Annotated in this window: 1 protein-coding gene; it reads right to left on the bottom strand. The window is 65.7% G+C overall.

What is annotated here, in order from left to right; genetic code table 11:
- Positions 1-38: 38 nt before the first annotated feature.
- The coding region (locus tag A5706_RS33380) for a Gfo/Idh/MocA family protein (RefSeq protein WP_068126022.1) at positions 39-737 on the bottom strand (699 nt) is incomplete at its 5' end.

Below are 737 nucleotides of genomic sequence, written 5' to 3' on the forward strand. Positions count from 1 at the left end.
GCCCTCTCGACTGTCGACTGGCGCGGCGTTCATGGCGTTTACGCCGGTTCGCGGAGCGAGAGACCGGCGGCGCGGTAAATCGTATCGATGACGGACATGTTCTCGATCGCGCCTTCCGGCGTCGTCTTCACCGGTTCGCCGCGCAGCACCGCCGCGGCGAAGGCCTCGAGCTGGTACGCGAAGGTGGCGCGCCGCGGGAAGCGCTCGACGCGCTTGCTGTCGGCTGATTGGATGGAGAGCCGAGGGAGAACTTGAGGTGCCGCCGGACTGAGCCAATGCAGCCGGCCGCGATCGCCAACGATCCTGGCGCTCGCTCGAAAAAGATCCGACGACCACAGCGCGCAGCGGATCCGGCCCGTGAGCCAACTCGTGAAGCGCAACTCGGCCGTCATCGCCCGGTCCAGTTGAGTCCCGCGCAGTTTTGCCTGTGCCGCAACGACTTCCGGGGTCGAACCGCCGAAAGTGCGGAGCATGTCAACCGCGTAGACTCCGGCGTCCATCAGCGCGCCACCGGCGAGGGAGTAGTCGTAGACGTTGGCGTTGGAGCGCTTCGGCAGCAATACGCATAAGGAGACGTCGATCCGCTCGAGCTTGCCCAGCTCGCCTGACGTGAGAATCTGCTCGACGCGCGAAGTCAACGGATGGTAGCGGTATTGGATTGCCTCCATGACGACGCGATCTGACTTCGCGGCCAGCTCGGCGATGTCGCGGGCCTCGGCGGCATTGGCGGTGAACGG

Origin of the sequence: Mycobacterium sp. E796 (assembly GCF_001672815.1) — a bacterium.
Classification (GTDB): Bacteria; Actinomycetota; Actinomycetes; order Mycobacteriales; family Mycobacteriaceae; genus Mycobacterium.